We start from the raw sequence: 22,663 nt of genomic DNA, 5'->3' as shown, positions 1-22,663 counted from the left end.
GCGGGGCCTGCCCGCGATCACGTGAACTCCTCGGGCGAGGAGGGCGTGGGGTGTGGCTTGAGGGGCGTGGTTGACGGAGGGACCGGGGCGTGTTGGGGTGCGGGCGGGGCGTGGCCGCGCGGGTGGCGCGGTGGGCGGCCCGCCGGACCGGGGAGGGATCTGTGCCGCAGTCGTTCGAGGGCGGCCGGGGGGTCGGGGGCTCGGCTCCGCTGACGCCGCCGAGCGAGGTGGACGCCCGGGTGTACGGGTGGGCGGCGGGCCGGCCGCGGTTCGTGGTGCGGGTCGCGGCCGTCGAGTTGGGGCTGTCCGAGGAGGTCGTGCGGCGTTCGGTCGGGGCCCTGTGCCGGATGCACCTGTTGCGTCCGGTGCCGGCGGGTCCGGAGGCGGGCGGGGAGGGGGACGGGGAGGAGCCGGATCTGGTGGCGGTGCCGCCGGATCTGGCCTCGGCGAGCCTGTTGGCCGGGGCGGAGGCGGACCTGCGGACGCGGCTCGCGGAGATCGAGCGGGTCCGGGCGGAGATCTCCGGGCTCACCCCCCTGTACGAGCGGGGGCGGTCGCGGCGGCCGGCGGAGTCGGTGCAGGAGGTGCTGGACCTGTCGGCGATGGTCGAGCTGATCGACGTGCTGACCCTGAGGTGCCGGTCGGAGGTGTTGACGTGCCAGCCGGGCGGGCCGCGCGCGCCGCACCTGTTGGAGCAGGCGTTCGCGCGGGACCTGGCGATGATCCGGCGCGGGGTGGTGATGCGGACGCTGTACCAGCACACGGCGCGCCGGCACCCGCCGACGCGGGAGTACGTGCGGCGGGTGACGGCCGCCGGGGGCGAGGTGCGGACGTTGACGGCGTTGTTCGGCCAATTGCTCGCGTTCGACCGGGAGACGGTGGTGATCCCGCACCACGCGGCGTACGACGGGGCGGTGGTGATCCGTGACCCGTCGACCGTGGCCTACCTGTGCGGGGTCTTCGACCATTCGTGGACCCTCGCCGCCCCGTACGAGGTGACGGTGGGCGGCGCGCCGCTGGACGAGATCAAGGAGGCGATCATCCGCTTGTTGTCGGAGGGGATGAAGGACGAGATGATCGCGCGCCGTCTGGGCATGTCGCTGCGGACCTGCCGCAAGCACATCGCGGAGGTGATGGAGGTGTTGGGGGCGAACAGCCGCTTCCAGGCCGGGTACCTGGCGCGGGCCCGGGTGGCGCGCGCGGACTGACCCCGCCCCCGGACCGGTCGGGGTGCCGGGTCAGGGCGCCGGGTCGGGGTGGACGGGCAGGGCGGTGAGCCGGCGGTGTTGGAAGCCGCCGGTCCAGCGGAGCCGGTCGGCGGGGCAGGCCGGGCGCAGTCGGGGCCAGTGGGCGAGCAGGGCGGGCAGGGCGACGGCGAGTTCCAGCCGGGCCAGGGCGGCGCCGGGGCAGAAGTGCGGGCCGGCCCCGAACGTCAGGTGCGGCCGCGCGGACGCGGCGGGGCCGGTGCGCGGGTCCGCGTGCGGGTCGGTGTCGGGCTCGGGGTGCCGGCGGGGGTCGCGGTTGGCGCCGGTGATCGCGAGGAGGACGCTGCTGCCGCGCGGCACGGCCGTGCCGTCGATGGTGAGGTCCGCGGTGGCGATCCGGCGGGTCGCGAAGGGCGCGGGGGTGTCCCGGCGCAGCAGTTCCTCGATCACGGCGCCGGTCGCGGCCGGGTCGGTGCGCAGCCGGTCGGCGAGGTGGGGCCGGTCCAGGAGGGTGCGGACGGCGAGGCCGACCATCTGGACGGTGGCGTCGAAGCCGGCGAGGACCAGCATGGCGAGGAGGTCGACGAGTTCGTCGGCGGTGACGTTCCCGGCCTCGCGCCAGGCCGCGTGCACGTCGGTGATCACGCCGGGGGCCGCCGCGCCGGCCTCGGCGCGCGCGACGAGGGCCCGGATCAGGGCGTCGAGGGTGTTCAGGGCGGGGTCGACGAGACGGTGCGCGAGCAGGTCGCGGACGGCGGCGTGCAGGCGGGGCGCGTCGGCGTCGGGGATGCCGAAGGCCGCGCACAGCACGTCGAACGCGAAGGGTTCGGCGAACGCGCCGAGCAGGTCGAGGGTGTCGGGCCGGCCGAGGGCGGTGAGCCGGGTGTGGGCGAGGGCCTCCACGCGGGGACGCAGCCGGGCGACCCGGGCGGGGGCGAGGGCGGGGCCGGCGAGGCGGCGGATCCGCAGGTGGTCGGGGCCGTCGCGGTGCACGAGGCTGGTGTCGCCGGCGCGGTGCGGGCGGTCGGGCGGGGGCTTGGGGGTGTGCAGGCTCAGGCGCGGGTCGAGGAAGCCGGCGCGGACGGCGGCGTCGCGGGTGACCAGCCAGACCCGGTTGCCGGCCGGGGTGGTCACGGGGGCGACGGGGCAGCGTTCGCGCAGTTCGTCCAGGAGCGGTTCGGGCCGGGCGAGGAACGCGGGCCCGAGCGGCGAGCGCCCGGGGGCGGGGCGTGCGGGGGCGGGGCGTGCGGGTTGTTCGGGGCTGGCCGGCATACGCGGGGTCCCTTGGGCGACGGCGGGGCGGCGGGAGTGGTGGGCGTCAGTGGTCGGTGAGGAGTTCGCGGACGGCGTCCAGGGCGCGCAGGCCGGCGGCCCGCGCGGCCGGGTCCAGGCCGGCCAGCGCCTCCGACACCCGGTCGGGCCGGCCGCCGTGCGGGTGCGGCCGCGGGCGGTCCAGGACCACGCGCAGGGCGGTGGCGGCCTGCCGGGCGAACAGGTCGAGGAGTTCCAACTCGCCCAGGCTCGTACGGGATTGGGGCGCCGGGTCGAGGACTTCGAGGACGCCGAGGATGCCCGTGGCGTGCCGCAGCGGGGCCGCCATCAGCGAGTCGGGCAGGTAGGTGGTGGACTCGGCGAGGTCGCGGGCGAACCCGGGGTGCCGGCCGAGGTCGGTCACGACCATCGGTTCGCCGGACCTCGCGACCCACCCGGCGATGCCCCGGTCGGCGGGGAAGCGGGTGCCGACGAGGAAGTCCTCGCCCTCGCCGGAGACCGCCTGGAAGACGAGTTCGTGGGTCTCGGCGTCGTACAGGAAGATCGACCCGGCCGCCGCGCCGAAGATCATGCGGGCGGTGTGGACCACGGACTGGAGCAGTTCGCGGGCGACGGGGTCCTCGGGCTCGGGAACGGTCACGCGGTGCCTCCGGTGGGGTCGGCGCGGACGCCGACGTTGGCGGCGGTCAGGTAGAGCACCGATTTCAGCTGGAACGGCGTCAGCCGCGGGTGCTTGGCCAGGATGCGGGCGCACAGGCCGGTGATGTGGGGGGTGGCGAAGCTGTTGCCGCTGGAGCGGATGACGGCGCCGTCGAGCCAGGGCACGGTGACGTTCTGGCCGGGGGCGAAGAACTCGACGGGCGGGTCGGGGTTGTAGAGGAACAGGTCGGGGTCGTCCTCGCGGTGGCTGCCGACCGAGATCACCGAGGAGAACCGCCACGGGAAGCTCTCGACGGGCGTGTTGTGCGCGGAGGCGACGATGACGCTGCGCCCGAAGTACGCCTCGTCGGCCAGGACCCGCAGGGTCTCGGCGAAGCCGACGCGGCTGGTGGACAGGCTCATGTTGATCACGTCGAAGCCCTCGCGGACGGCCCAGCGCAGCCCGGCGAGGAGCACGTCGCCGGTGCCGGAGAACCGGCCGCCGAGCACCCGCACGCTGTAGAGCCCGCAGTCGGGGGCGGTGCGGCGGACGATGCCGGCGCAGGCGGTGCCGTGCCCGCAGGCGTCGCCGGTGTCGGTGGCCTCGACGCGGATCGCGCCCGTCTCGTCCTTGACGACCACGAAGGACCCGTCGACGGGCCCCACGGCCGGGTGGTCGCGTTCCACCCCGCTGTCCACGACGCAGACCCGGACCCCGCGCCCGGTGGAGCCGCCCCAGGCCCACTCGGGGGTGACGGGCGGGCCGTCGGCGACGACGGGGATGTCGGCGGGCCGCCGCCCGCGCAGGCTCCACGTCAGGGCCGGGGCCCCGGGGTCGGGGTCGGCCCGGGGGTCGGGGTGCGGGCTGCTCATCGTCGGCGTGGCTCCTGCTCGGGTCGGGGCGCGGCACGGCACGGCACGGGGCTCCGGCAGGCTCGCGCGGGGTGGTCCGGGCCGGGTACGGCGCGGGCGGGATCCGGTACATCCGCAGGCCGGGGCGGGGGCCGGGGCGGGCGGCGCGCGGGCGGGCGCGGTGTCGGGGGCGCCGGCCGGGGCGCCGGCCTGCGGTTGGGGCGTTCCCGTACCGGTGGTGGACCGATTCCGGGCGGCGTCGCGCCTAGTTTTCGGCTCGTCGGCGGCCCGCCTGGACGGCGTGGTGTCCGACTCCCGAACCAGCGGGTTTTCGTGAAGGGAGAGCACCATGGCGAAGATCGAGCCGCAGGAGGGCGAGGAGCCCGAGGTGACGGCGCACGGCGAGGACGAGACCCCGTGGTGCATCGGGAACTCGCAGCAGAGCAACGTGGACGAGCCGGAGGTCGTGGCGCACGGCGAGGACGAGACGCCGTGGTGTATCGGCAACTCGCAGCAGCCGAACCTGGACGACCCCGAGGTCGTGGCGCACGGCGAGGACGAGACCCCCTGGTGCATCGGGAACTCGCAGCAGTCCAACGTGGACGACCCCGAGGTCGTGGCCCACGGCGAGGACGAGACCCCGTGGTGCATCGGCAACTCGCAGCAGCCGAACGTCGACGAGGACTGACGGCGCCCGCGCCCGGCCCGCCGCCGGGCGTCGTTCGGGGCCCGCCGCGCTCGTCGGCGGGCCCCGAACCCCGTCCCCCGCACGCCCCTCCCCCCTCCCGCCGCCTCGTCCACGGAGAGCCCCATGACGGTGACGCACGAGACCCCGACCCCCGATCCCGGCCGGTTGATCCGCGCGGACGGCGACTGGTGGTTCCTGGGCTCCGGCGGGATCGCCCGGCTGCGGCCGGGGCACGTCGGCCCGGACGGGGCGCTGCTGCCGCACGCGGAGCGGTGGCTGGAGAAGGCCGGGCTGCGGGAACCGAAGACGCTGCGCAGCTATTCGCTGACCGTGCTGACCAGCACGAGCTGCAACCTGGGCTGCGGCTACTGCTTCCAGAACACGGGCCAGGACGCCTCGGGCGGCTCCCGGCCGCCCCGGATCAAGACGGTGCGGCTGACCTCGGAGACCATCGGCCGGGTGCTGGAGTTCACGCGCCGGCGGATGGCCGAGGCGCGGTTGGAGCGGCTGGCGCTGATGCTGTTCGGCGGCGAGCCGCTGCTGAACCTGCGGGGCTGCCGCGAGCTGCTGGAACGGGCCGCCGGGCTGGGACCGGTGTACGCGGCGATGGTGTCGAACGGGGTGCTGTTGACGCCGCTGGTGGCGCGGGAGCTGGGCGCGGCGGGGCTGCGGTCGGTGCAGGTCACCTTCGACGGGGACCGCGCGGACCACGACGCGATCCGGGTGCGGCGTTCGGGCGGGGGCACCTTCGACACGATCGTGGACAACCTGTCGCGCGCCATGGACGTCCCCGAGCTGCGCTGGGACCTGCGGGTGAACGTCTCGCACCACAACCGGCACGGCATGGACGACCTGCTGGACCGGCTGTCCGAGCGGCTGGACCCGACCCGGTGCGGCCTGCGGTTCGCGCTGGTCGGGGACGTGGGGGTGGGGTACGGCAACGAGCTGGCGTACGACACGGGCCTGGCGGCGGACTTCGTCCGCTGGTACGCGCGGGCCCTGGCCCTGGGCTTCGCGGTGACCCGGCCCCGGTCGGCGGCCGGCTGTCAGGCGTGCTCGATCCGGGACGGGCGCTACGGGGCCGTCGTCAACGCCGACGGGGTGCTGTCGAGTTGTTGGGAGACGGCGGGCCGGCCGGGCTGGGAGGTCGGGACGCTGGAGGAGGGCTACTACCCGCCGGAGCGGACCGAGGGCCTGTGGGTGACGTGCGAGGACCAGTACCGGCACGGGGCCGAGGCCGGCCGCCTGGACGCGTTCCGCGACGCGGTGGACGCGGCGCTGTTGGACCGGCTGCACGCGGCCGGTCGGATCTGACCCCGTGGCGCGGGCCGGGGTGCTGGGCACCAATCGTGATTTCCGCAGGTACTGGATCAGCAGTTCGCTGTCCACGCTGGGCTCGCAGATGTCGCTCATCGCGTTCCCGCTGCTGGTGCTGTCGCTGGGGTACGGGGCGGCGAACGCGGGTCTGGTGGCCACGTGCTCGCTGGTGACCCGGATGCTGCTGCGGCTGCCGGCCGGGCAGGTGGCCGACCGGGTGGACCGGCGGCGGCTGATGCTGGGCACGGACCTGGTGCGGATGGCGGCGCTGGCCGGGATCCCGCTGGCCGCCGTCCTCGACGTGCTGACGTTCCCGCAGCTGCTGGTGGTGGCGGTGGTGGAGGGCACGGCGACCGCGCTGTTCACGCCGGCGGGCACGATCGCGGTGCGGGACGTGGTGGCCGAGGAGGACCTGCCGGACGCCCTCGCCAAGGGGCAGGCGTCGATGGGGGCGGCCTCGCTGGTCGGGCCCTTCCTCGGGGGCTGGTTGTACGCGGTGGACCCGATCCTGCCGTTCACGGTGGACGCCGTCTCGTACGGGGTGTCGGCGTTCCTGGTGTGGCGGATGCGGGTCCGGCCGATGCCGGCGGCCGCGTCGGGCGGGCCGCCGGACCGTCGGCTGACGGCGGGCTTCCGGCTGCTGTTCTCACAGCCGCCGCTGCGTCGGGCGCTGGTGTTCGCGGCCCTGTTGAACCTGGTGGGGGCCTCGGCCGAGGTCGCGATGGTGGTGGGGCTGAAGACCGGCGGCACCTCGTCGACGGTGATCGGGCTGGTCATGGCCTGCGCCGGGGTGGGCGCGGTGCTGGGCTCGCTGGCCGCGCCCCGGCTGATGCGGGCCCTGTCGGCGGGGCGGCTGTTCCTGCTGATCGGGGCGGTGTGGGCGGGCGGGCTGGCGGTGTTCGCGTCGACCTCGCGGCCGGTGGTGCTGGGGCCGCTGCTGGTGCTGATGGTGCTGTTGACGCCGGTGGCGGGGGTGGTGCTCGGGGAGGCGATGCTCAAGGGCACGCCGAGGGAGCTGCTGGGGCGGGTGAGCACGGCGGTGGGCCTGTTGGCCTCGGGCCCGGCCGCGTTCGGGCCGGGGGCGGCGGGGGTGTCGATCGCGTTCTGGGGGGTCGCGCCGACCTGGGCGACGATGGCGGCGCTGGTCGCGGTGAGCACGCTGCTGTGCGGACTGCCGATGCTCCGGGACCGCGACCTCACGACGCGCGCGGAGAAACCGGCGGAGCAGCGGGAGCCGGAGGAGAAGCGGGAGCGGGAGCAGGAGCCCGAGGTGATCGCGACCCAGGAATCCATCCCCCCGAACACCCCCGAACCGGACCCGCACGCACCGGACCCGCGCGAACCCGGCCCGCACGAACCGGCCCCGCACGCCCCCGAACCGCGCACCCCGGGCCCGCACGGCCCGGAGTCCCGCGATCGCCGGCGCCCGGACCCCGCGTGATCCGCCCCGCGTGACCCGCCCCGCCGGAGAGGACGACCCCACCGTGCCCGACCCCACGCACCCCGGCCCGCGCCCCGACCCCGGCCCGCGCCCCGGCCGCCCCGATCCGGTGTATCCGCCCGCGCCGCGCAGCGGGCTGGTCGAGACCCGGCACGGGCTGCGCGTCGCGGACCCGTACCGGGTGCTGGAGGACCCCTGCGACCCGCGCACCGCGGCCTGGTCGGCCGCGCAGGACGCCCTGTTCCGGGCCGCGCGGGCCCGCTGGTCCGCGCCGGACGCCGTCGCGGCGCGGGTGCGGGAGCTGCTCGACACCGGGGACGTGTCGGTGCCGCTGGTGCGCGGCCGGCGGTTCTTCCTGACCCGGCAGGACCCTGGCCGGGACCGGCCGGAGCTGGTGGTGGTGGAGGGCGACGCGGTGCGCGTGCTGCTCGACCCGCTCGTGTGGGACCCCACCGGCCGGACGGTACTGGACGCCTGGTCCCCGTCGTGGGAGGGGGACCTGATCGCCGTGCAGACCTCCTCGGACGGCACCGAGGACTCGGTGCTGCACGTGCTGGACCGCGCGAGCGGGAAGGTCGTGGACGGGCCGATCGGGCGGCTGCGGCGCACGGACGTGGCCTGGCTGCCGGGCGGGGGGTCCTTCTACTACGTGCGCCGGCTGCCGCCCGAGGAGCATCCCGGGGAGGAGCGCTACCACCGGCGGGTGTGGCACCACCGGGTGGGCACGGACCCGGTCGAGGACACGGAGGTGTTCGGGCGGGGGCGGGCGGCGGCCGACTTCTACTCCGTGGACCTCGCGTCCGACGGCCGGCTGTTGACCGTGACGGTGACCGCCGGGGCCTCCCCGGACGCCGAGGTGTGGGCGGCCGATCCCCTCGCGGGGGACCCGGCCCGGCCCCTGCTGCGGCCGGTGCGCCCGGCCGGGCCGGGGCGCACGACGGTGTGGGCGCACCGGCGCGGGGTGTTGTCGTGCACGCGGGTGGGGGCGCCGCGCGGGCGGGTGGAGCTGGTGGAGCCGCGCGGGCCGGGGGATCCGATGGGGGCGCGGCGGGTGCTGGTGCCCGAGGACGCGCGGGAGGTGCTGGTGGGGGCGGCGCTGTTGGACGGGCCGGAGCTGCCGGGGCCGCTGGTGTTGGTCACGCGGACCCTGCACGGGATCGGTTCGATCGGCGTGCACGACGCGGACACGGGCCGCGAGCTCGGCCGGGTGCCGTTGCCGGGGCGGGGCAGCGTCGGGGTGCCGACGCCGGCGGCGGGGCCGGGGCACGAGGTGTGGTTCCGGTACACCGATCACGTGACCCCGGCACGGGTGTTGCGCTACGACGCGCTGCGGCACGAGACCACCCCCTGGGCCGGCCCCGGGGCGCCGTCCCCGGTCGGGGGCGCGGTGGGGGCCGTGGTGACGGAGTCGGTGTGCGCGTCGGCGGACGGGACACCGGTGCGGATGTACGTGATCTCGCCGGCGGGCCGGCCCGACCGGCCGCGCGCCACCGTCGTGACCGGCTACGGCGGGTTCGGCGCGTCCATCGTGCCGGGGTACGCGGGGCACGCGCTGGCCTGGGTGGAGGCGGGCGGGGTGTGGGTGTTCACCTGCCTGCGGGGCGGCGGCGAGGAGGGCGAGGACTGGCACCGGGCGGGGCGGCGGGAGCGCAAGACGAACACCTTCGCCGACCTGGAGGCCGCCGTGGACCACCTGGTGGCGCAGGGCTGGGCGGACGGGTCGCGGGTCGGGCTGCTGGGCAGTTCCAACGGGGGCCTGACCGTGGGCGCGGCCCTGACCCGGCGGCCGGAGCGGTACGCGGCGGTGGTCGCGCTGGCCCCGCTGCTGGACATGGTGCGCTACGAGCGGTCGGGGCTGGGGCCGAGCTGGCGGGAGGAGTACGGGACGGCCGAGGACCCGGCGCAGGCGGCCGTGCTGCTGTCCTACTCGCCGTACCACCGGGTGCGGCCGGGGGTCCGCTACCCGGCCGTGCTGCTGGGGGTGGCCGACGGCGACACCCGCGTGGACCCGCTGCACGCGCGCAAGATGTGCGCCGCCCTCCAGGCCGCGAGCACCCGCCCCTTCGAGGAGGGCCCGGTGCTGCTGCGGCGGGAGACGGGCCTGGGCCACGGCGCCCGGGGCACGGGCGACCTGGCGGCCCTCCTGGGCGACGCCCTGGCCTTCTTCACGGACCGCCTGCGCCCGTAGCCGACCGAAGTTCCGGGTTGGCCGGTTCGCACCGGTTCGTGCCGGCGGTACTTTGCTGCGTGCAGCATGTTGCAGTCCGCGGGCCCTTGGCCGCTCCCGGGCCCGGCGGCAGGCTTCGGGTACCCGAGAACCGGCACGGGCAGATCCTCGCGTTCGCCGCACACCTCACAAGGGGCCCCCTTGACATCCTCCCCGCCCTAAAGCACGGGGGTTCCTTCCCTCACGGGTCGGGCTTTCTGCTTCACTGACCGTCGCCCCTCGGGAGAACTCCGTTGAGGTCTTACACCGTCTCCACAGACAGAGACCGCCGGCCCGGCGGCCTTGATGTTGACGGCCGCGTTCACGTCCCGGTCATGGGTCGCACCGCAGCCGCACGTCCACTCCCGGACGTTCAGCGGCATCTTGTTCCGCAAGTCGCCGCAGGCCGAGCACAGCCTGGACGAGGGGAACCACCGGTCCACGGCGATCACCTCACGTCCGTACCATCCGGCCTTGTACTCCAGCATGGACCGCATCTCGGTCCAGCTCGCATCCGAGATGGCGCGGGCGAGCCTGTGGTTCTTGACCATGTTGCGGACGGTCAGGTCCTCGATCACGATCGTTTGGTTCTCACGAACGAGACGAGTGGTCAGCTTGTGCAGGAAGTCCCGGCGCCGGTCGGCGATCCGGGCATGGACCCTGGCGACCTTGCGCCGGGCCTTGGCACGGTTGGCCCCGTCGCCCTTGGCCTTGCGGGACAGATTCCGCTGGGCCTTGGCGGGGCGGGCGCGGTCCCCGCGCTCGAACTTCGGGTTGGTGATCTTCTCTCCGGTGGAGAGTGTCACCAGGCTGGTGACACCGGCGTCGATTCCGACCGCCGCGTTGATCGGATCAGGCATCGTGGGACGGTCGTCACACAGCATCGACACGAACCAGCGCCCCGCCGCGTCCTGCGACACGGTCACCGTGGACGGTGCCACTCCTTCGGGCAGCGGACGGGACCACACGATGTCCAGCGGTTCGGACATCTTGGCCAGCGTCAGCCTGCCGTCGCGGTAGCGGAATCCGCTGGTGGTGTACTCGGCGGACCTTCGCGACTTCTTGCGCGATTTGAACGTCGGATACTTGGCGCGCCTGCCGAAGAAGTCGGTGAACGCTCCTTGCAAGTGCCGGAGCGTCTGTTGGAGCGGGACGGAAGAGACCTCGGAGAGGTAGGACAGCTCCTCGGTCCTCTTCCACGCGGTCAGCATGGCCGAGGTCTGGTTGTAGTTGACCCGTTCCCGGCGCGTCCACGCTTCGGTGCGGGCGGCGAGCGCGAGGTTGTAGACCTTCCGAACGCATCCGAACGTGCGCGACAGCTCGGCCGCCTGCACATCGGTCGGATGGAAGCGGTACTTGAACGCCCGCTTCACACGGCTCGTGGTCACGCTCACAAGCCAGCGTGGCCGCTTGTAAAGACCAAACCTGCGACGCAGAGCACTGCGCTCCGTCCCGAGGGCGAATCGCAGCTCGCTGCTCCGCTCCGCAAGGGCCCAATTCATCCCCGCCCTGAAGGACGGGGTTTCCTTGGAGGTATCCGATGAAGCGGTCGTGTCCGCCGTTCGCGCTCGTCACCGGTCGTCCGCACGCAGGCCCGCCCGCTCCCGGCGCCCGACCCGACGACACCGCCTGGGGACACTGAGCCCCGCCGGCCGTGCCCGGACCGACGAGCGAACGGGCGGCGCCGATGCCGCGCCGTGCCCCCGGGGGCGACGCGCGCACCCCGTGGTTCCCCACCCTCGCCCCGCCCCCGCGCGCCCCGTACCCCGGCGAGACCTTCGGACCCGGACCGGGCCTGGGGGAGCCGGTCGCCGAACCGGCGACGGTCCGGTTCCGGGTGCTGGGCGAACTGGCCGTGCTGCGCGCCGGCCGGCCGGTGCCGCTCGGGCCGCTCAAGCAGCGGCTCGTCCTCGCCGTGCTGCTGTGCCGCGCCAACACGGTCGTCTCCACCGACCTGTTGACCGACACCGTCTGGGGCGACGACCCGCCCCGCTCGGCCCGCAAGAACCTCCAGTCCTACGTCTGCGCCCTGCGCCGGGTCCTGGGCCCGACGGCCCCGCACGGCGCCGGTGACGCCGAACGCCTCGCCCACCACCCCTCGGGCTACCGGCTCACCGCCGGCCCGGCCGAACTCGACCTGCTGGCCTTCGAGGAGCTGGCCCGGGTCGGCCGGCACGCGGCGCGCCGGGGCTCCGACCGGCACGCGGCGGAGCTGCTGCGGGAGGCCCTGGACCTGTGGCGGGGCCCGTTCCTCGGCGACCTGGCCGGTCACCCGGTGGTCCGCGAGGAGGCGTCCCGGCACGAGCAGCGCCGGTTGACCGTCCACGAGGACTGGGCGGAGGCCGAGTTGGCGCGCGGGCACGCGGCGGCCGTCGCGGAGGCCCTGTCCGATCCGGTGCGCGACCACCCGTTGCGGGAACGCCTGGTCGCCGCCCAGATGACGGCCCTGCACCGGTGCGGCCGGCGCGGCGAGGCGCTGGCCGTCTACGACCGGCTGCGGCAACTGCTGGCGCACCGGCTCGGACTCGACGTCGGCCCCGCCCTCCAGGCCCTGCACCGCCAGATCCTCGACACCGCGCCCGCGACAGCGCCCGCGCCCGCACCGGCACCGGCACCCCCGAGCGTGCCCCCGCCCGCGTCCCCCACCGACCTCCGCCCGACCCCGGAACCCGCCCCGGCGCCCGCGACCGGCCCGCAGCCCGCGCACACCCTGCCCGCCGACCTCCCCGACTTCACCGGCCGCGCCGAGACCCTGCGCCGGCTGGCGGACCTGCTCGACGTCCCCGACCGTCCCGACGCCGGGCGCGCGGTGTTGCTGCGGGGCCCGGTCGGGGTCGGGAAGACCGCGCTGGCCGTGCGCCTGGCCCACCGCGTCCGGGACCGGTTCCCCGACGGCTGCGCCGGCGTGCGCCTGCGCCGCGCCGACGGGTCCCCGCGCCCGCCCGCCGCCGTCCTCGCCGCCCTGTTCCGCGCCGTCTCCCTGCCCGAGCCCGCCCCCGACCCCGGCGCCGACCCGGACGCCGTGGAGGACGCCGCCGCGCTGTGGCGGTCCTGGCTGGCCCGGCACCGCGCCCTGGTGCTCCTCGACGACGCTCCCGAGGAGTCCGCCGTCCGCTCCCTGCTGCCCGGCGCCGGCCCCTCCCGCGTGCTGATCACCTCGCGCGCCCGCCTGACCGGGCTGGGCCCGCTGCACCGCGTGGAACTCGGTCCCTGCGCCCCCGACGAGGCCCTCGCCCTCCTCGACCGGGTCATCGGCGGGGACCGGGTGCGGGCCGAACGCGCCGCCGCCGAACGGATCGCGACGGCCGTCGGCCGGCTGCCGCTGGCCCTGCGCGTGGCCGGCAGCCGCCTCGCCGCCCTCGACCCGCTGCCCCTGCACCGGTACGCCGACCGCCTCGAACGCGGCCCCGCCCCGCTGGACGAACTCGCCGCCGGCGACCTCACCGTCCGCGACCGGCTCGCCGCCTGGTGCCGGGACCTGCCCGAACCCGCCCGGCACGCCCTGGACCGGCTCGGCACCCTGCCCGGCCCGCTGTTCTCCCTCGCCGACGCGGCCGCGGCCCTGGGCCGCACCGAGGACGAGGCCGAACGGGTCCTGGAGTCCCTGGTCGAGGCGGGGGTGACGACCCGCCCGCTCGCGGACGCCGCCCACCCGGAACGCCCCGAACGCCCCGAGGTCGAGGCCCACGCGCACACCACCGCCCACGCCCCGCACGCACCGCACGCCGCACCGCACGCCGACCCGCGCACCGGCCCGCACGCCCCGTACGCCCCGTACGCGCCGCACGAACTGCACGAGCTGCCCGTCCTGTTGCACGCCCACGCCCGTGAGCGCGCGGCCGGCGCGCCGCCCCGCCGAGGAGACCGATGAGGGTCCTGCTGTGCCCGGAGAGCTCCCCCGGGTTCCTGTATCCCGTCGTCGCGACCGGCCGGGCCCTGCTCGCCCGGGGGCACGCCGTCACCCTCCTGTCCGCCGACCCCACCGGCCCCGCCGCCCGCGCCTGCGGCCTGCCGGTGCTCGACGCGGGCGCGGTGGCCGGGCCGGACGCGCCGCGCGCGTTCCGGGTGGACCGCTGGTTCCTGGAGGGCCCGGCCCAGTACCGGGCGGTGCTGCGGGCCGCCCGCGAGGCCCGGCCCGACGTGCTCGTCACCTCGCTGCTGTGTCCCGGCGCGCTGCTGGCCGCCGAACGACTGGACCTGCCGGTGGTGGTGGTCGGCCTGGCCGTGCACCTGTGGCCGTACGCGGGTGGCGGCGCGGCCGAGCCGGAGATCGGCGACACCCGCGAGTGGCGGCTGAACGACGTGCTGACCCAGTACCGCAAGCTGCGCGAGGAGTGCGGGTTCCGCTCCCGGCCGCGCGGCGGGTACGGGCAGCACCTGCTGTCCGGCGCGGCCTGTCTGCTGCGCGGTCCCGCCGCCCTGGAGCATCCGGGGGCGCGGCTGCCGGCGCACGTGCACCGGGTGGGCGGGCTGGTGTGGGAGCCGGCGCCGGAGCCGGGCGTGTGGGAGGAGCTGCGGGCGCGGCTCGCGGCGGGCGGGAAACCGCTGGTCTACGTGCACCTGGGGCGGGTGTTCGGCGGCGAGGGCTTGTGGCCCCGGCTCGAAGCGGCCTTCGCCGACGGGCCGTTCCAGGCCGTGGTGGAGACGGGCCGCACCGACGGGCGGGCCGCGCGGCCGGGGCCGTGGCTGCACCCGGTGCGGCTGCCGTGGCTGGAGCCGCTGGTGCGAGGGGCGACGGCGGTGCTCGGCAACGGCACCAGCGCCCCGGTGCTGGCCGCGCTCCGGCACCGCCGCCGGTTGGTGTTGGCGCCGAACGGCGGGGAGCAGCGGTTGTTGGCCGCCGCGTGCGTGCGGGCGGGGGTGGCGGTGCCGATGCCGCGTTCCCCCGTCGCCCTGCACCGGCTGCTGGCCGCGCCCGCGACGCCCCCGGCCGCGACCCCACCGGAAGGCGGTCCGGGGCGCGCCGCCGAGCTGGTGGAGGAGGCGGCCCGCCTGGGCTGACCGGCCCCGCGCTCAGGCCCGTGCTCAGGCCCGTGCCCGGGCGAGGCCGCGACGGGTGACGGTGAGGACGACGCCGACCGCGACGGCCAGGGTGCCGAGGACGGCGAGGGCGAGGGTGCCGGCGGCCAGGTGGGTGCCCACGTCGGCGGATGTGGCCTGGGAGAGGCCGGAGGCCATGCCGGCCAGCGGGGGCAGGGTGACGAGCACGCCGAGGCCGGCGCCCACGAGGACGAGCAGGGCCGTCTCCCCGGCCACGATCCGCAGCAGGGCGCCGCTCGTGCCGCCGGCGGACCTCAGGACGGCGAGGTCGCGGCGCCGGGCGTGCGCGGCCATGGCGGTGCCGTTGGCGACGGCGATGACGCTGTACCCGACCGCGATGACGATCAGCATCCGGGCGAGGCTCTCGGTGAGTCGGGCGTCGGTCTCGTAGTCGGCGAGGGCGTAGGCGGCGGCGTCGTGGCGGGCGGTGCCGGGCACGGCGTCGGAGGCGGGGGCGCCGGCGGGCACGAAGAGGTCGTCGGTGAGGGCGCCGGGGTCGTGGGCGCGGACGAGGTCGCGGGGGACGACGAACGCGCCGCGCGCGGGGTCCTCGGGCAGGACGGCGGCGACCGTCAGGGTGACGGTGGCTCCGTCGGCGAAGCGGACGGGGACCCGGCCGCCGGCGGCGAGGCCGAGCTCGCGGGCGGTGCGTTCGCCGAGGACGGCCTCGCCGGGCCGGTTCCACCGGGGGTCGCGGCTGCCGAGCACGTCGAGCACGGTGAGCCCGGCCTCGGCGCCGGCCTCACCTCGGCCGGGTGTGGGGACGAAGGCGCGGGTGGGCAGGGCGGCCTTGCCGACGGGGTTGGCGGCCACGGTCTCGTCGGTGTTGCCGGGGATCCCGTCGGGGGTGATCACGCTCTGGCCGGCGACCTGGCGGGCCTGGCCCGCCGGGTAGGCCACGCGCATGGTCTCGACGATGCCGCTGAGCAGCACCGCGAAGCCGACGGCGGCGATGACGGGGGCGACGAGGGCGCCGGCGCGGCGCGGGTGGGCGACGAGTTCGGCGTGGATCAGCAGCGGCCCGGCGCCGACCCTGCGTCGGCCGGCGCGGCGGAAGGGCGCGGTGAGCAGCCGGCCGGCGGGGCCGACGAGCACGGGGGCCAGGAGGGCGGCGGCCACGATGAGGGCGGCGCCGGAGAGGATCGCGGCGTTCACGCGGTCGTCGGCGGCGGCGCCCGCGCCGGCGGTCGCGAGGAGCAGGCCGGCGGCGAGGACGCCGAGTCCGGTCAGGAGGCGGGCGCGGCCGGGCGCGGCGTCGGCGGCCCGGCCGTCGAGGAGGGCTTCGACGGGGGCGACGCGGGCGGCCTTGCGGCCGGCGGCCCAGGCGGCGAGGACGCTCACGCCGACGCCGATCGCGCCGGCCGTGAGCGGCGGCCACGCGGAGACGGTGATCGGCAGGTCGGCGGGGGTGACGTCGAGTCCGGCGAGCAGGTCGCGCAGGAGGGGCGCGGCGGCGATCCCGGTGGGGATGCCGGCGAGCGAGCCGAGCAGGCCGGTGGCGGCGGCCTCGCCGAGGACCATGCGGCGGATCTGGGCGGGGGTGGCGCCGAGGGTGCGCAGCAGGCCGATCTCGCGGCGGCGGGTGCCGGTGGCCAAGGCGAGGAGGGAGGCGACGACGAACACGGTGGTGAACAGGGCGAGCACGGCCATGGCGCCGAGGAGTTGGACGCCGAGGAACCGTTGGTGTTCGAGGTGGGCGGGCTGGATCGCGGCCCGGCCGGTGCCGGTGACGAGCGTGGCCCCGCCGGTGAGGTGCGCGCGGGCGGCGACGACGACGCTCGCGGCGCTCGCGGGGGTGGTGTCGGGCGCGGTGGTCAGGGCGATGGCGTCGACCCCGGGGTGTTGTCGGGCGGCGAAGGCGTCGGCGAAGAAGAGCGCGGGGCCGGTGCCGGTGCCGGTGCCGTCGACGGTGCCGGTCACGGTGAAGGGGCGGCGGCCCTGCGTCAGGTTGAGGGTGACGGTGTCGCCCGGGCCGGCGCCGAGGGCCCGGTCCACGACCACCTCGTGGTCGGCGGTGGGGGCGCGGCCGGTGAGCCGCAGGCGCGGGTCGAGGGCGGCCGTGCTCCAGGGGCGGCCGGTTTCGAGGGCGCCGGGGTCGGTGACGGGGGTGTCGCCGCGCAGGGCCTGGGCGTAGAAGGAGCGGTCGAGAACGGCGGCGGTGACGCCGGGGACGGCGGCGAGGGCGAGCCGCAGCGCTTCGGCCTCGGCGGGGCTCCACGGGATCCGGTCCTCGGGGCTGCCGTCGGTGTCGTGGGCGCGGGCCGGCAGGACGAGGGCGGTGGCGCCCGCGTAGCGGGGTTGGACGGTGGGGCGGGTGGAGTCGTGCAGGACGAGGGTGGTGGTGACGAGGGCGGTGCCGACGAGGACGGTGAGGAACGCGCCGAGGAAGGCGAGGGGGCGTTCGCGGAGGTTGGCGAGGGAGAGCATCGGGTCACGGCTCCAGTCGGGTCGTGCGGGCGGCGATGGTCTCGGCGTTGCGGGGGCCGGCGGCGGGGTCGAGGGCGAGGCCGTCGGCGATCCGGCCGTCCTTGAGGAGGACGACCTCGTCGGCGACGGCGGCGGCGGCCGGGTCGTGGGTGACCATGACCGTGGTCTGGCCCTCCCGGTCCACGAGCTCGCGCATCATCCGCAGGACCTCGCGGGAGGCGGTGGTGTCGAGGGCGCCGGTGGGTTCGTCGGCGAAGAGCACGGCGGGGCGGGTGAGGAGGGCGCGGGCGAGGGCCACGCGCTGCTGCTGGCCGCCGGAGAGTTGGGCGGGCCGGTGCCCGGCGCGGTCGGCGAGGCCGACGGCGGCGAGGGCCGCGTCGATCCGTTCGCGGCTGACCTTGAGGCCGGCGAAGCGGGCGGGCAGGGCCGTGTTCTGGGCGGCGGTGAGGGAGGCCACGAGGTTGAACGCCTGGAAGACGAAGCCGATCTCGGTGCGGCGCAGCAGGGTGCGGCGTTTCTCGTCCAGGGCGCCGATGTCGACGCCGGCGAGGAGGATCCGGCCGGCGGTGGGGGTCTCCAGGCCGGCGGCGCACCGCAGGAGGGTGGACTTGCCGGAGCCGGAGGGGCCCATGATCGCGGTGAACGTGCCGGGCCGGAGGGCGAGGGAGACGGAGTCGAGGGCGGTCACGGCCCGCTCGCCCGCGCCGTGCGTCCTGCGCACGCCGAGCAACTCGACGGCGTACGCCGTGTCGTGCCCCGCCCTCGTGTTGTCCGTCATCCTCGTGCTGATCGTCTTCGTCATGCCCCGATTCCACGCCGTCGGCCGGGGTCGGGGCACGGGCCCGTGCGCTACTTCGGGGGTAGTGCCCGCTCTACCGCGCCCGCCGCGACCGCCGATTACCGTGGGCCCCATGCGTCCCACAACGGCCTGGCAGGCCATGGCCCGGCGGCCCCTGAGCTTCCTGACCTCGGCGTGGCCCTGGCGGTCGCTGGGGTACGTGGCGGGCGGGGTGCTGCTCGGCGCGCCGGCCGTGCTCGTGTTCGCGGCGGGCCTGGCGGTGGGGCTGACGCTGCTGGTGGTGTTGGTGGGGGTGGCGCCGCTGGTGGGTCTGGTGCTCGCGTCCACGGTGGTGGCGGCGGTGGAGCGCCGGCGGCTGCGGCTGGTGGACCTGGACCCGTTGCCCGATCCGCACCGGCCGGCCGCGGCCCCGGGCGCGCGGGCCTGGTTGGCGACGCGGCTGCGGGAGCCGGCGACGTGGCGGGAGCTGGCGTTCACGCTGGTGTCGGCGGCGGCCCTGTGGTGGCTGGACCTGCTGGTGCTGGGCTTCTCCTTCGGCCTGCCCGCGCTGACCTTCTCCTCCCTGGACGGGGAGACCTGGCCGTGGGCGGTGTTCGGGGCCTTCGTGCTGCTGGCCTCGCCCTACACGGTGACGGCGTGGGCCGGGGCGCGGGCGGCGATGGCCCGCAGCTTCCTCGCCCCGCGCGACCGCGAACTGGGCGAGGAGCTGCGGGAGGTCAAGGCGACGCGGTCACGGCTGCTGGACTCCTTCGACGCGGAGCGGGTCCGGATCGAACGCGATCTGCACGACGGCGCCCAGCAGCACCTGGTGGCGCTGGGCATGACCCTGGGGATGCTGCGACTCGACACCCCGTCCGATTCCCCGCAGGCCGGGCTGCTGACCCGGGCGGAGGAGGAACTGGGGCGGGCGCAGCGGGAGTTGAGGGCGTTGATCCGGGGTCTGAACCCGCCGGTGCTGGCCGATCACGGGCTGGTCGCGGCGATCGAGGACTACGCGGGCCGGTTCCCGATCCCCGTCACCGTGGACCTCGCGCTGCCCGGCCGGCTGCCGCGCGCGCTGGAGACGACCATGTACTACCTGATCAACGAGGCGATGACGAACATCGCGAAGCACAGCGGGGCCACGAGCGCCGCCGTGCGCGGTCGCTACCATGCGGACCTGTTGATCATCGACATCACCGACGACGGCGCGGGCGGGGTGGATCCGGCCGGCGGCACCGGGGTGACCGGGCTGGCGGACCGGGTCGCGGCCCTGGACGGGCGGCTGCGGGTGTCGAGCCCGGAGGGTGGCCCCACCCTCGTCCACGTGGAGGTTCCGTGTCGCTTCGCCTGATCGTCGCCGAGGACGCCGTCCTGTTGCGGGAGGGGCTGGTGGGTCTCCTGGAGCGGGTCGGGCACGAGGTGATCGCCTCGGTCGGGGACGCCGACGCCCTGGTGGCGGCGGTCCGCGCGGACCGCCCCGACCTCGTCGTCACGGACGTCCGGATGCCGCCCGGCCTCACCGACGACGGGTTGCGGGCGGCGGTGGCCCTGCGCGAGGAGTTCCCGGGGCTGCCGGTGCTGGTCCTGAGCCAGTACGTGGAGCGCAGCTACGCCCTCGGCCTGCTCGACTCGGGCGGCGGCACGGGCGTGGGCTACCTGCTCAAGGAGCGGGTGGGGAAGGTCGTCGACTTCACGTCGGCGGTGGAACGGGTCGCGGCGGGCGGCACCGTCGTCGACCCGGAGGTGGTGCAGCAGCTCGTCCGGCTGCGCCGCGACCCCCTGGAACGCCTCAGCCCCCGCGAACGGGAGGTCCTCGGCCTCATCGCGGAGGGCTGCTCGAACAGCACCCTGGCCGCGCGCCTCTTCGTCAGCGACGCGGCCGTCAACAAGCACATCGGGAACATCTTCGCCAAGCTCGACCTCCCCCCGGCCACGGACGGCCACCGCCGCGTCCTGGCCGTCCTCGCCTACCTCCGCGCGACCTGAGGGGGGGCCGGTGCCCCCGGGAACGGCCGGCCCTCAGGCCGCCAGGGCCAGTGCCGTGCGCAGTTCCACGCGGCGGCGCAGGGCGAGCATGGCCAGGGCCGTCGCGGTCCCGCCGATCAGCGCGGTCCACCACAGGGCGGCCGGGCCGAGGGTCCCGTAGAGGGCGACGCCGCCGGTGAGGGAGGCGAACCGGGCCAGGCCCCAGGTCCACTGGAACGCGCCCTGGTAGCGGCCCCGGGCGTCGGCCGGCGCCAGGTTGGCGACCACGGTCGCCGCGATCCCCGCCACGACCACCTCGCCGAGGGACCAGACCACCACGGAGAACGCGTAGCCGGCGACGCTGTCGGCGACACCGGTGAGGGCCACGCCCACGGCGATCAGCACCCCGCCCGCGGCCTGCACGGACAACTGCGGGAACCGGGCGAGCAGCGGGACGGCCAGGGGCTGGAGCACCACCACGAGCACGGCGTTCACGGCGGCCATGGCCCCGTACACGGCGGGCGAGAGACCGGAGTCGTGCACGGCCAGCGGCAGGGCCACCTCGGTGAGGGAGTAGACGAACAGCTGGAACCCGAAGAGCGGGAGCAGCGCGAGCATCAACCGGTCCCGCAGCACCACCCCGTACCCCGTCCCGGACCCCTCGGCCACGACACCGCCGCCGGGCCGCGTCCCGGGCCGGGTCTCGGGGAGGCGGACGGCGGCGATCGCCGCGAACCCGAGCACGGTGACCGCGTCGACCGCGAACAGCAGCCAGTACCCGTGCACGGCCAGCACGCCCCCGAGGACACCGGCGGCGGCCGTGCCCACGTTCACGCCCCACCCGAACAGGGCGTACGCCCGCTGCCGGCGCCCCGCGTCCACGGAGTCCGCGAGCAGCGCGTACGTCGCCGGCGACACCGTCCCGCCCGCCGCGCTCAGCAGCAGCGCGGCGACGGCCATCGTGGCCACGCCCGGCGCGAGGAACAGGGCGCCCTGGGCGACGGCCGCGCCGACGAGCCCGATCAGCATGGTGGCGCGGCGCCCGATCCGGTCCGCGAGCAGACCGCCGAGCGCGGGCCCGAGCAGGTTGCCCGCGCCCAGGGCGCCGAGCACCCAGGAGGTCCCCGCGCCGGTCACCCCCCGGTCGGCGAGGAAGAACACCAGGAACGGGGTGATGAGGTGCCCGAGCCGGTTGACGACGGTGCCGGCGAAAAGGGTCCAGACGACGGAGGGCAGATCGCGGAAGGTGGTGAACATGCGAACAGCCTCCGGCCCCACCCACCCGGGTCCGCATTGATTAACATCAGGCTTAATCCTCGAAGGGAACTCGAAGGGAAGGGGTGTCCCGTGAAGGCCGAGCTCGTCTTCTCCGCCGCCGACATGGCCCAGACCCGGTTCGCGGTCTCGCCGATGTGGGAGGTGGTCACCAGCTACCGCCTGCTGCGCACCGAGCGGGATCAGCCCCTGCACCGCCGCTGGACCGAACAGGTCCGGCCCCGCGTCACGGAGGCCGGTCTCGACCGCGGCTGGCTGGCCGCGCTGATCCCCGCCGTCGGCTACCTCCCGGACTTCCTGAACCCGACCCCCGACGACCCCTTCCCCACCCTCGCCCAAGAGCTGGAGGCCATCCGCCGCACCCCGGCCGGCCGGGCCCGCGCCGAGGCGGACATGCTCAGCGCGGAACGCGACCTGTCGAGATCCGCCCGGATCCGACTCCTGCGCCAGGACCCGGAGGTCGCGCTGGAGCGGATCACCGAGGAGATCGGGCTCTACTGGGAGTGCGCCGTCGCCCCCTACTGGGACCGCATCCGCCGACTGCTGGAGGCCGATGTCTTCCACCGCGCCCGGCAGGTCGCCGAGCACGGCGCCGGGCACGTCCTGGGCGACCTGCACGAATCGGTCTCCTGGGACGCCGGGACCCTGCGCCTGGTCCACCGGCACTGCGCGCTCAGCCGCTCCGAGGTGGGCTCCGGGCTGCTCCTCGTCCCCTCGGCCTTCGCCTGGCCCCGCGTGCTCACGAGGTCCACGCCGCCGGACCCGCCGCAGCTCGCCTATCCCGCCCGGGGCATCGGCACCCTCTGGGAACCCCGGGCCGGCACCTCCGCCGAGGCCGTCGCGGCCGTCCTCGGCCGCTCCCGCACCCTGCTCCTGACCGAGCTCGACACCCCGTCCTCCACCACCGAACTCGCCCACCGCTGCGGCATGTCCGCCCCCGGCGCCAACCAGCACCTCACCGCGCTGCGCGACGCGGGCCTGGTCAGCGCCCACCGCAACGGCCGCTCCGTGCTCTACGCCCGCACCACCGTCGCCGACGCCCTGCTGTCCCCCACCGGCCGCGGCTGAGCCCGGGCACGCCGGCTCAGCCCGCCGCCGCCTTCACGAGGGCGGCCACGCGCTCGGCGTCGGCGTCGGTCAGCTCGCGCAGCCCGTAGGCCACCGGCCACAGGGCGCCGTCGTCGAGGGCGGCCTGGTCGCTGAACCCGAGGGTGGCGTAGCGGGTGCCGAACTTCTCGGCGGCCTGGAAGTGGCAGACGACCTTGCCGTCGCGGGCGTACGCGGGCATCCCGTACCAGAGCTTGGGCGCGAGGTCCGGGGCGACGGTGCGGACGATCTCGTGGACCCGCTCGGCCAAGGCCCGGTCCGCGTCCGGCATCTCGGCGATCTTCGCGAGCACGTCGCGTTCGGCCGCCGCCTCCTTCTCGGCCCGCGACAGCCCGCGCCGGGCCGTCGCCTTCTTCTGCTCACGGGCGTGGTCCTTCATCGCGGCCCGCTCGTCGGCGGAGAACCCGCCGTACTCCTTCTCGGTGGCCATGACGGTCGTCCTCTCGTG

General features: G+C 76.2%; 18 protein-coding genes. 10 read left to right on the top strand and 8 right to left on the bottom strand.

Annotation, left to right across the window (positions count from 1 at the left end; all coding sequences use genetic code 11):
* The first annotated feature begins 161 nt into the window (after positions 1–161).
* A complete protein-coding gene (locus tag ACN20G_RS36055) occupies positions 162–1,208 on the top strand; it encodes a LuxR C-terminal-related transcriptional regulator (protein ID WP_424217584.1) in 1,047 nt (348 codons plus the stop codon).
* 30 nt (positions 1,209–1,238) lie between these two features.
* Here the strand turns inward: ACN20G_RS36055 and ACN20G_RS36050 are convergent, their stop codons facing one another.
* Genes ACN20G_RS36050 through ACN20G_RS36040 form a run of 3 tightly spaced genes read right to left on the bottom strand, consistent with a single transcriptional unit; the run spans position 1,239 to position 3,989 of the window.
* Complete coding sequence (locus tag ACN20G_RS36050) at positions 1,239–2,477, bottom strand: cytochrome P450 (protein ID WP_424217583.1); 1,239 nt, start codon at positions 2,475–2,477, stop codon at positions 1,239–1,241.
* 46 nt (positions 2,478–2,523) lie between these two features.
* Complete coding sequence (locus ACN20G_RS36045) at positions 2,524–3,117, bottom strand: GAF domain-containing protein (RefSeq protein WP_424217582.1); 594 nt, start codon at positions 3,115–3,117, stop codon at positions 2,524–2,526.
* Positions 3,114–3,989, bottom strand: coding sequence for a S8 family peptidase (locus ACN20G_RS36040; RefSeq protein ID WP_424217581.1), 876 nt, complete (start codon positions 3,987–3,989; stop codon positions 3,114–3,116). Before ACN20G_RS36040 ends, ACN20G_RS36045 begins: the two co-directional genes overlap by 4 nt.
* A 328-nt stretch (positions 3,990–4,317) precedes the next feature.
* On the opposite strand from ACN20G_RS36040, the gene ACN20G_RS36035 reads away from it, so the two are divergent.
* The 4 genes from ACN20G_RS36035 (at position 4,318) to ACN20G_RS36020 (ending at position 9,602) form a co-directional block, all read left to right on the top strand.
* Positions 4,318–4,656, top strand: coding sequence for a hypothetical protein (locus tag ACN20G_RS36035; RefSeq protein ID WP_424217580.1), 339 nt, complete (start codon positions 4,318–4,320; stop codon positions 4,654–4,656).
* A gap of 123 nt (positions 4,657–4,779) precedes the next feature.
* Positions 4,780–5,970, top strand: a complete 1,191-nt coding sequence (locus ACN20G_RS36030; RefSeq protein ID WP_424217579.1) for a radical SAM protein — start codon at positions 4,780–4,782, stop codon at positions 5,968–5,970.
* Positions 5,971–5,974: 4 nt separating this feature from the next.
* The gene (locus ACN20G_RS36025) at positions 5,975–7,414 is read left to right on the top strand and encodes an MFS transporter (RefSeq protein ID WP_424217578.1); all 1,440 of its coding nucleotides are present in this window, start codon (positions 5,975–5,977) and stop codon (positions 7,412–7,414) included.
* Positions 7,415–7,457: 43 nt separating this feature from the next.
* Positions 7,458–9,602: a prolyl oligopeptidase family serine peptidase gene (locus tag ACN20G_RS36020; protein ID WP_424217577.1), complete on the top strand. Its 2,145-nt coding sequence runs from the start codon at positions 7,458–7,460 to the stop codon at positions 9,600–9,602.
* Positions 9,603–9,799: 197 nt separating this feature from the next.
* On the opposite strand, the gene ACN20G_RS36015 is transcribed toward ACN20G_RS36020, so the two are convergent.
* On the bottom strand, positions 9,800–11,014 hold the full coding sequence (locus ACN20G_RS36015; RefSeq protein WP_424217575.1) for an RNA-guided endonuclease InsQ/TnpB family protein: 1,215 nt from the start codon (positions 11,012–11,014) through the stop codon (positions 9,800–9,802).
* Positions 11,015–11,274: 260 nt separating this feature from the next.
* Between ACN20G_RS36015 and ACN20G_RS36010 the strand changes: the two genes are divergently transcribed.
* Both ACN20G_RS36010 and ACN20G_RS36005 read left to right on the top strand, forming a co-directional pair.
* Entirely contained in the window at positions 11,275–13,491 is a 2,217-nt protein-coding gene (locus ACN20G_RS36010) for a BTAD domain-containing putative transcriptional regulator (RefSeq protein ID WP_424217574.1), read from the top strand.
* Positions 13,488–14,621, top strand: coding sequence for a glycosyltransferase (locus tag ACN20G_RS36005; RefSeq protein WP_424217573.1), 1,134 nt, complete (start codon positions 13,488–13,490; stop codon positions 14,619–14,621). The genes ACN20G_RS36010 and ACN20G_RS36005 overlap by 4 nt, the downstream gene beginning before the upstream one ends.
* Before the next feature lie 24 nt (positions 14,622–14,645).
* On the opposite strand, the gene ACN20G_RS36000 is transcribed toward ACN20G_RS36005, so the two are convergent.
* Entirely contained in the window at positions 14,646–17,087 is a 2,442-nt protein-coding gene (locus ACN20G_RS36000; RefSeq protein ID WP_424217572.1) for an ABC transporter permease, read from the bottom strand.
* A gap of 4 nt (positions 17,088–17,091) precedes the next feature.
* The gene (locus ACN20G_RS35995) at positions 17,092–17,889 is read right to left on the bottom strand and encodes an ABC transporter ATP-binding protein (protein ID WP_424217571.1); all 798 of its coding nucleotides are present in this window, start codon (positions 17,887–17,889) and stop codon (positions 17,092–17,094) included.
* Positions 17,890–17,998: 109 nt separating this feature from the next.
* On the opposite strand from ACN20G_RS35995, the gene ACN20G_RS35990 reads away from it, so the two are divergent.
* Together ACN20G_RS35990 and ACN20G_RS35985 are read left to right on the top strand one after the other, a co-directional pair.
* Complete coding sequence (locus ACN20G_RS35990) at positions 17,999–19,219, top strand: sensor domain-containing protein (RefSeq protein WP_424217570.1); 1,221 nt, start codon at positions 17,999–18,001, stop codon at positions 19,217–19,219.
* The gene (locus ACN20G_RS35985) at positions 19,204–19,854 is read left to right on the top strand and encodes a response regulator (RefSeq protein ID WP_424217569.1); all 651 of its coding nucleotides are present in this window, start codon (positions 19,204–19,206) and stop codon (positions 19,852–19,854) included. Before ACN20G_RS35990 ends, ACN20G_RS35985 begins: the two co-directional genes overlap by 16 nt.
* Positions 19,855–19,887: 33 nt before the next feature.
* On the opposite strand, the gene ACN20G_RS35980 is transcribed toward ACN20G_RS35985, so the two are convergent.
* Positions 19,888–21,090: an MFS transporter gene (locus ACN20G_RS35980; RefSeq protein WP_424217568.1), complete on the bottom strand. Its 1,203-nt coding sequence runs from the start codon at positions 21,088–21,090 to the stop codon at positions 19,888–19,890.
* A gap of 90 nt (positions 21,091–21,180) precedes the next feature.
* Between ACN20G_RS35980 and ACN20G_RS35975 the strand changes: the two genes are divergently transcribed.
* Complete coding sequence (locus ACN20G_RS35975; RefSeq protein ID WP_424217567.1) at positions 21,181–22,176, top strand: DUF5937 family protein; 996 nt, start codon at positions 21,181–21,183, stop codon at positions 22,174–22,176.
* A 16-nt stretch (positions 22,177–22,192) separates the two neighbouring features.
* On the opposite strand, the gene ACN20G_RS35970 is transcribed toward ACN20G_RS35975, so the two are convergent.
* The gene (locus tag ACN20G_RS35970) at positions 22,193–22,645 is read right to left on the bottom strand and encodes an iron chaperone (RefSeq protein WP_424217566.1); all 453 of its coding nucleotides are present in this window, start codon (positions 22,643–22,645) and stop codon (positions 22,193–22,195) included.
* Positions 22,646–22,663: the final 18 nt, after the last annotated feature.

The sequence above is a fragment of the Streptomyces dryopteridis genome (assembly GCF_049606955.1).
In the GTDB taxonomy this organism is placed as follows: Bacteria; Actinomycetota; Actinomycetes; order Streptomycetales; family Streptomycetaceae; genus Streptomyces.
The sequence above is the reverse complement of the archived record's forward strand: the minus strand, read 5'-3'. Positions and strand labels throughout refer to the sequence as shown.

Excerpts from the sequence above, each read along its gene's own strand:
- ACN20G_RS36000 (WP_424217572.1), bottom strand. The coding sequence starts at position 17,087 with ATGCTCTCCCTCGCCAACCTCCGCGAACGCCCCCTCGCCTTCCTCGGC.
- ACN20G_RS36040 (WP_424217581.1), bottom strand. The coding sequence starts at position 3,989 with ATGAGCAGCCCGCACCCCGACCCCCGGGCCGACCCCGACCCCGGGGCC.
- ACN20G_RS36005 (WP_424217573.1), top strand. The coding sequence starts at position 13,488 with ATGAGGGTCCTGCTGTGCCCGGAGAGCTCCCCCGGGTTCCTGTATCCC.
- ACN20G_RS35995 (WP_424217571.1), bottom strand. The coding sequence starts at position 17,889 with ATGACGAAGACGATCAGCACGAGGATGACGGACAACACGAGGGCGGGG.
- ACN20G_RS35980 (WP_424217568.1), bottom strand. The coding sequence starts at position 21,090 with ATGTTCACCACCTTCCGCGATCTGCCCTCCGTCGTCTGGACCCTTTTC.
- ACN20G_RS36030 (WP_424217579.1), top strand. The coding sequence starts at position 4,780 with ATGACGGTGACGCACGAGACCCCGACCCCCGATCCCGGCCGGTTGATC.
- ACN20G_RS35970 (WP_424217566.1), bottom strand. The coding sequence starts at position 22,645 with ATGGCCACCGAGAAGGAGTACGGCGGGTTCTCCGCCGACGAGCGGGCC.
- ACN20G_RS36035 (WP_424217580.1), top strand. The coding sequence starts at position 4,318 with ATGGCGAAGATCGAGCCGCAGGAGGGCGAGGAGCCCGAGGTGACGGCG.
- ACN20G_RS35990 (WP_424217570.1), top strand. The coding sequence starts at position 17,999 with ATGCGTCCCACAACGGCCTGGCAGGCCATGGCCCGGCGGCCCCTGAGC.
- ACN20G_RS36050 (WP_424217583.1), bottom strand. The coding sequence starts at position 2,477 with ATGCCGGCCAGCCCCGAACAACCCGCACGCCCCGCCCCCGCACGCCCC.